The organism is Bartonella sp. AP72JLCBS (genome assembly GCF_042195705.1).
Taxonomy (GTDB): domain Bacteria; phylum Pseudomonadota; class Alphaproteobacteria; order Rhizobiales; family Rhizobiaceae; genus Bartonella.
Genome location: NZ_JBHIOU010000024.1, coordinates 1 through 8,449 on the forward strand (window position 1 = coordinate 1; position 8,449 = coordinate 8,449).

Sequence of the window (8,449 nt, forward strand, 5' to 3'; positions counted from 1 at the left end):
TATGAATTTTTCAAAATACAACTTATTAAAACAGCCATAACAAATAAATACAACTGTAAATATATATTTGTCAGTTTATGTCAGTACATTGAATCGACAAAAGTGATCATTTAGTGAATGATTAAAACATGTCTTATGAGAGTATGTAATCTTTAAAGCCTTTCAAAAGATAGTTTGTAACTCATATGAAATGCTATCAAGACCATTATGGTTATGAGTTTTGAAGATTTTGAGTATTTTGAGGGGGCCTTTTACCCCCCTTTATATATTTTTTTCAATCAAAAAATAAAAGTTATTATATTTCAATATGTTAATGTTTTAAATAAACAACCTATATTACACAAAACACGTAAATACAATCTGTAATATATATAAAAAGGGGTTTTGAAGGTATTTTGAGGGTTTGAGAAACATTCAAAACCTATAAGTAATATAAGAAAATGAATATACATAACTCTCTTTAAACAAAGCTTCTGATAACAATAAAGCTATCATTTTAGATTACGGTATAATCTTTTAAAGGCAATGTAAAAAATCTAATTCACTTTAAGATGGGATTTCTTATAAGCCTTAAAGCAATCCAAAGTACAGTGTTAAAAAGTGCAAATGCTCTTTTTTAGAATAATGCATATAAACATTCCTTTTAAAGATTGTATGTAAGCAATCTAACAAGAGAGGTATAGATTATGGTTATAAGACCTTATACCCCTTGTAAGGTTATCACACTCATTATGTGAGCATGCTTTAATAAGCTTATTCAGTTTCTCTTATTTCTAATTTTGGTAAGTTCTTAACAATCTTCATTGTTTCTAAACTTACCGTAATAACCCTTTGAAACAACTCCAATGGGTAAGCAGGGTTGCCAACGGTTTCAACAGCATAGCGATTGGCATCATTGACAATGCCACTCTTTTTATCAGTCTTTACACATTGACGCCCCATAACCCATTCAAGAGCAGGTTTGCCATTGACGATATACTTATAAGCTTCAAGAGGGATATCTGTTATTGTGATATTGCTATTATAAAAAACAGTCGATTTATCCTTTTCCTTACTATTCTTAATTTTTGCGAATTTCATTTCAGTTACATAATAGAATTTTTCGGGATTAGAGATCTCTGTCTGTTTTGGATTACCCTTTTTAAAGGTTACTGGATAAGGTTCTACATCTTCATAATTCACATGCAAATGACCCAATTCACGCCCTGCTGTTACAAATTTCCAAAAATCATCAGCACTCTTTACACAAGGGATACGAGGTAATTCTTTGCATAAATTATCAGCATAACGAGAGCGATAATCTTCTGAATGAAGCAAACCGTAAACATAATAGAATAGATCATCTTTTGTTATGGTTTCATTCGGATAAGCCATTTTAAAATATGCTAGTCCTTCATCCGTAATGGCATCACGTCTCTGTAAACCAGATGTTGTGTTTTTCTCTGTAGAATTCGTAAATAAATGAGATTGTTTTTCACTTTTATTTTTTGAAACTAGAGTGTCTTCGTAAATATAGCGTGGAAAGCATTGGCTATTATCTATCACACCCACATCAGGTACATTTTTAGTCATCAAGATAGAAAATCCACCTCTTGCTCCTACAGCAGCAATTTTTATGACTCTATTTTCAATTATTTTTCCCATAGGAAATATATGCGGCATTTGATAAACTGATTCATTAAAAGTACGATTATAATAAAGCCACTGTTGTGTAAAAGGACGATACAAACTCTGAGTGAGACATGTCTCTTCAAATTCAAAAATTTTGCCTCTAATTAACTGTTGTTTAACACTATAGCTCCAACTGATTTTCCTTTCATCGGAATTGACAAAACTATCTACATCCCTTGTACGTGCTTTACTATCGGTATGTGTATAAGTGCCATTAAAACGTTCCACTTCGCTATTATAGAACGTAATCATATTCTTCATGTTCTTTGTCACTATTTCACGGCTTGAGTTATATGCCCATGCATCACGATTGGTTTTTAGACCACAAGAATAAGTCTCAAAAAACTTTTTATCATGTCCCTTTTTAGCACCTATGGCTAAAAATGATTTGAAACTGTCATCACGTTGATTAAGCCAATCCCCATGCTTATCTGGTGTAATTATTTGCCAACCTTGTTTGCTCCGTGTAATACCATTAATACTCCTAAATTTTTCAATTATCGTGAGCTTTTCTTCTCTATTGAGATAATCTCCAATATCACGGAAATATATTTTCCCCTGTTGTTTGGATTTTGGATTTTTAACCAAAATAGAGATAGCAATAGGGGCACGAGATCCTTCACCAAAAATCTTACCACCTTCTTTTCGAGAAATTTCTCCAGAGGTTCGTTGATTACCCCGCAAATGGAAAATATAAAGGCTACTAAATTCCTCAACGAGGCATTTTCGTAAACCATCCATAGAACTTCCATTAATAAAACCGGCATTTGTAACAAAACCAATAACACCACAGTCTTTTATACGGTCACTTGTCCAACGAATGGCGCGAATATAGCTGTCATAAAGTGCTTGCACATAAGTTGTTTTGGATTGAGCAGCATATGTCTCACGAATACGTTTATCTAATATCGGATAAGGAGTATTCTTTGCATTGTCATTTTCACTTTTTTGACCTGTTGAATAAGGAGGGTTACCAAAGATAACTTCAATATTTAGATTTTTCTGATGTTCCAAATATTCACTGTTTTTCTCTAGTAAACCTCTCATCAGATCTTGTTTTTCAAGCATCCGGAATGTATCGGTTAAACCAATATGTTTGAAAGGAATATACTCTCCTTTCTTCAAACTATGATAAGTCGATTCAATATTAATGGCAGCTATGTAATAAGCCAGTAAAACAATCTCATTGGCATGGATATCATGACGGAATTTGTATTCCATATCCTCTGGTTTTATGAGCTTTGATTGTAAAAGCCTTGTGATAAAGGTTCCCGTTCCAGTGAAAGGGTCAAGAATAGAGACTCCACGTGACCCCAAGCTTTTTCCAAACTCATTACGCAACACATCATCAACAGAATGAATGATAAAATCGACAACCTCAACGGGGGTATAAACAATGCCAAGCCTATCCGTTGTCTTCTTAAAAGCTTTGGTAAAAAAATCTTCGTAAAGTTTGATAATAAGATTTTGTCTTGCCTGTGGTTCGGTAATGCCAGAGGCACGGAACTTTACGCTGTCATAAAACTCTTGTAATTCTTTGGATTCTTCCTCAATATTGGTTTTATCGAGTTCTGTTAAGATTTTTTCCATTGCTTGCGAAATGGCATTATTTTGTACAAATTCATTGCCTTCAAACAAGGCTTCAAACACGGGACGCGTCACAAGATGTTGCGCTAACATCTCAATCGCTTCTTCTTGCTTTATCTCACTGTTTAAGTTGTTTTTTAATTCTTTATAAAACGCATCAAAGGCATGATAAGCTTCGCTTGTTTGATCAGAAAGCATAGTTTGAAGGCGTGTGATATGGTTTTGTGCAATCTCAGCAACATTGCCAGCCCAAATGCCCCAATAATCACTCATAGTAGATTTTTTAACAATCAGTGTTTTGAGAGCATTGGGAAACTCAACAAAAAAGGGCAATCTTCCTTGTCCTTCATATGTTTGGTGCGGTTCATGAGCTTGTGTCCCAATACAAAGTCCGGATTTTTCTGATTTTTCGTGGAGCGGGATTTCGTCAATAACCGTGGTGACATTCTCTAATTCGGTCTTTTTAGAAACTGTAACAATGTCGATGATAGAGCTTACGTCTTGTCCTAAGACCATCTGGTTAAGGGTTTTACTAAAATTCTCATCATGGGCAAGCAAAGCATTGAGAACTTGCCAGACAACACTGTATCTCTTATTGTTTTTTAATGCCTCTTCTGGTGAAACACCAGCAGGAACACCAACCGGCAAAATGATATAGCCCATCTTTTTGCCTTTTGCACGACGCATCACACGTCCCACTGCTTGTATCACATCCACTTGGCTTTTACGCGGGTGTAAAAACATAACCGCATCAAGGGAAGGAACATCAACACCTTCTGAAAGGCAGCGTACATTGGTTAATATACGGCAGACATTCTCACCCGCATCTTCTTTCAACCAATCAAGTTTTATCGTACGGTTTTTGGCACCAGATTTTCCATTAATATGATCTACTTGACAGTTAAGAGGGGGAATATTTTTATGGTTTTCATGAAGATCACGTAAATCTTTCTTAACTTCTTCATCATTGAATGTGTCACGAATGCGTTCAGAAGTTTTAATATCTCTACAAAAAGCCAAAGCCCGATGCATGGGTCTTGTATCATCTCCAAGATCAATTTTCAGATCCATTTTGGTAAGAGCTTGATAACAACCCATGATCTTTGTTCTATCATCAAGAATAAGTTCATAATTCTCATCTGTCATCAGATGCTGGATAGATTTACTCACTTCTCCTTCATCAACACCTAAAACGATAATCTTGTAAGGCGTTAAAAGTCCATTTTTTACAGCATGGGAGAAACTATAAGAATAAAGGATTTTGCCATAAAGCTCTTCATCATCCATAGAAGCCAGAACGGCATCAATCTCATTAGCTTGTTTTTTGGCATTATCACTAAAGATACGAGGTGTTGCTGTCATATACAGACGTTTCTTTCCCCGAATAAGGCTATTATTATGAACCTTGATAAACTCAGATTCACTCTTGTCTGTTCCTAACACAGCTCCAGTGGTACGGTGTGCTTCATCACAAATGATCAGATCAAATTCCGGTAAAGCATATTTCTTTTGCGCATCCGAAATCACTTGAATCGAATGGTAGGTAGCAAAGACCACTGTCATGGCATCAGGAGAAACCTTATTGGCTTTTTCTCCAAGCTTTTGAGAATCTGTTGTTGCTGGTAGAGCGAGATCCGAGACATCGAGTTCGGCAGCATCATCTTGGGCTTTACGACGCTTGCCAACTTGTGTATCAGAACACACCGCAAAGGAACGCAAGGGTATTGCTGTATCTGCTGTCCATTCTCTTATTGTTTGTGACATTAAAGAAAGAGAGGGGACAAGGAATAAAACACGTTTACCTTGACCAGCAAGAGTTTCTGCTATCTTCAGACTGGTAAAGGTCTTTCCCGTTCCACACGCCATAATCAGCTTGCCACGGTCTGCTGTTTGTAAACCGTCACAAACAGCTTTAAGCGCTTCTTGTTGATGATCTAAAAGCTTTTTCGCTTCTTTTTTCTTAAGAGTAGCTTCCCCTTTGCTTTCAAAGGTTGACCAATCTATTTGACTGTTTTCCAGATCGAAAAGATTAATCCGTTGAATGCGGACTCCTTGTCCTTCACAGGTGAGATCGGCATTGTTACTCCAATTACCTTCGGTGCTATCAACCAGAATACGGCGTGTGAAGATCTTTTTTCCCGAGGCAGCAATAAAGCTATCAATATCTTCTTTCTTGATCTGATGATTTGCACTATAAAACTTACATTGAATAGCGGCATATCCTTCTTCATCACGAATTTTAGCAACCAGATCAATGCCGATATCACGCCCATCTTCTCCATGCTCTTTTGCCCATTCACAATAGGTTTGAACCTTTTCATATTCTTGGCATTGCAGAGGGTCTTGCGTCAAATAAGCAATTACAAACTTTTCAAAAGAAGTTCCTCTATCGCGCGCACTTTCTGTATGATCACGGTAGGATTGTAACAGAGAGCGTAATGTCAGTGATTTGTTATGAGATTGAAGCATTTATAATAAAACCCCACCGCTTTATAAGCGTTGATCTATCGGTGTCAAAAAACTTTAAATAGAATCTGCTAGATCTATTTAAAACAAATAGCAATAATAAAATAAAAAAAGGGTGCTAAAGACCCACAACCTGCTTAAAAAGAAATTTTATTAAAGGCTACTTATCCACAGCCTATGACATGAGGTAAAATCAGCAAAATAGTGAATTTTGCTGTTCGTTTCACGTGTTCATCAAGACAAATGAACTATGTGCTTTTAAAATATCATAATGAGTATTTTGATAGGTTTTATGAGTCACTAAAATAGTCTATTTTGTCAGTTTAATTTACTGACACAAACTGACAAATATATATTATGGATTGTATTTAAGGTTGTATTGTCGATATAGGTTGTATCATTAAAATACTAACATATTGAAATATAATGTTTTTAATTTTCTCTCATTTAAAAAAAATAATATAGGAGCTAGAATGAACTGACAAGACTGACAAAACTCTTCTGATAAGGTCACTCAGATCATTTGCTTTTGGAAAAAAGTTCCTTGATGAGAATGCCATAAAAAGAGTTTTGCGTGGTTATCTTAAAGACTTCAAAAGAGATTTCTTATTGTTTTCTATGATGGTTTTTGACGACAGAATGTGCTTGATAGCACGATGTCTCGTTTATATGCGTGTTGAGTGGTTTAGAGGAGCTGGAGAGTGAATTTATCTCTAATTATTGATAAATATATTGTAGCATTAAACTGGGGATATTAATGTATTAACCATTGACGGGCTAAACAGTTTTGTTTAGAGGTTTTTCCATAGAAATGTGGGGGAGAGATCTTCAGCAGTTAAAATAAAGCAGTTTTTGGGTGTCACTTTTCTTTGGTTACAGAGGCATGTGCTTTTGTTAAAAGTGTTATAGGGCAGTGGCTGTTTTGAGTGGATTTATTAGCGGTTCCATGAAGTTCTTTTAAAGAGTGCTTCATGAATAATGCAAAGCGGGGGCAATCTGTATTGTTATTGATATTTTTACGCCAAAGTTCTCTTTTGAGAATTTTTCGTGCCATTGTTGTTTTCTTTGGCTTGTTTACAGGTGTAAATGTTTATGCGCGTTCCTCAGCTATTTTTCATTCCCCAACAGATAATTTTTCTCGTGGGTATTCAGAAAAGCAGCAATTAGAAAGAATTGAGAAATTACGCGCTTTAACGCCTAAAAGGATAAAGACGCCTTCAGAGCAAAATCCAGAAACGCTTTTGGGTGGGAAGCAATGTTTTCCCATTCATGCTCTTGTTGTTGAGGGAGTGCATCATGTCAAAAAGCGCTCTATATCAGCCGTAACAGAGCCTTATGTTGGAAGATGTATCGGTCTTGTCGATATTCAGCTCTTAATCAAGAAGTTAACCAAAGTTTATTTGGATCAAGGCTATGTAACGGCGCGTTTTTATATTCCTGATCAAGATATCAAAAACAGCAAGACGCTCAAATTTGTTGTCGTTGAGGGGAAACTTTCAGAGATTTACTATAATGGTTCACCGGCATCTCGTTATAACAATGTTGTGTGGAGTGCTTTTCCTGGGCTTCAAGGTCATGTTCTGAACATGCGCGATATTGAACAGGGGCTTGATCAGATCAACCGTTTGAGTTCAGCACACGCTCAAAGCGAACTTCTTCCAGGGCGTGAAGAAGGGAGCACCATTGTCAATATTAACAATCATCCCGATAAAACTTTCAAGGTTACTGTTTCTCATGACAATATGGGACAATCTTCCACGGGTTATGCGCGTTATAGTGCGGGCTTGAGGGTAGAAAATATTTTAGGGATGAATGATGCGTGGGATTTTAACTATCAACGCAGTGAGCCCGATTATTGGGGTGGGAGCAAGCAAGAAGGACATAGCAATAACATTTCAGCGAGTGTGAGTATTCCATATGGTTATTGGACCTTTGGATTGAATGGCACTGTTTATAATTACCAAAGCATAATCCCTGGCAATTTTACCGATATTGAGACGACGGGGGATTCCAGTGAGTTGCACGCCAGTACAAGCAGGGTTCTTTACCGTGATAGTGTTTCCCTTACAACCTTGAATTTGGGGCTTTCTTATAAAAGAACCAACAATTACCTTCTTGGCAATAAGATTGAAGTGGGCAGCCGTCAATATAGCGTCGCCAATTTTGGCATTTCGCATTCTCGCCAGATGTTGGGGGGGACTTGGACCTTTGATGTGAGTTATTTGCAAGGTCTTCCCTTGTTTCATTCAGTAAAGAAACATGCGCCAGGAGCAGGGGATGCGGAGCCACAATTTGCCAAATTTACTGGTACGCTTAGTGTCATGACGCCTTTTAAGGTAGGGGGCTTGGACTTTATACTGAGCAATCTTTTGAGTGGTCAATATTCACCGCATAATTTATTGGGAGCTGAACAGATTTCGTTGGGGGGTGCTTCCAATGTTCGTGGTACGCGTGAGAGTTTGCTTTTTGGCAATAACGGTTTTTTTAGCCGGAATGATTTGTTGCTACGCGCCATTCCGTGGAGCAATCACGCGATCTTCAAAAAGGTTTTTGGTGAACTTCGCCCTTATGTTGGTTTGGATTATGGGCGTGTGTTTTCGCAAGTTTTGTATGGGATTAAGAGTGACCAGCTTGCCGGTTGGACAGCAGGTGTCAAGCTTGCGGGAGGCATGGTCTCTCTTGATGCCAGTTATTCCAGTATTTTTTGGAGCACAGTTAAGCACAA

Annotated in this window: 2 protein-coding genes; one reads left to right on the plus strand and one right to left on the minus strand. The window is 37.1% G+C overall.

Features of this window, described 5'->3' with window-relative positions:
- Window positions 1–753 precede the first annotated feature (753 nt).
- Entirely contained in the window at window positions 754–5,727 is a 4,974-nt protein-coding gene (locus ACFILO_RS08625; protein WP_375678142.1) for a DEAD/DEAH box helicase, read from the minus strand.
- Window positions 5,728–6,695: 968 nt separating this feature from the next.
- Here ACFILO_RS08625 and ACFILO_RS08630 point away from each other — a divergent pair.
- Window positions 6,696–8,449: ShlB/FhaC/HecB family hemolysin secretion/activation protein (locus ACFILO_RS08630; RefSeq protein WP_375678143.1), on the plus strand; the 1,754-nt coding region annotated here is incomplete at its 3' end.

Excerpts from the sequence above, each read along its gene's own strand:
- ACFILO_RS08625 (WP_375678142.1), bottom strand. The coding sequence starts at position 5,727 with ATGCTTCAATCTCATAACAAATCACTGACATTACGCTCTCTGTTACAA.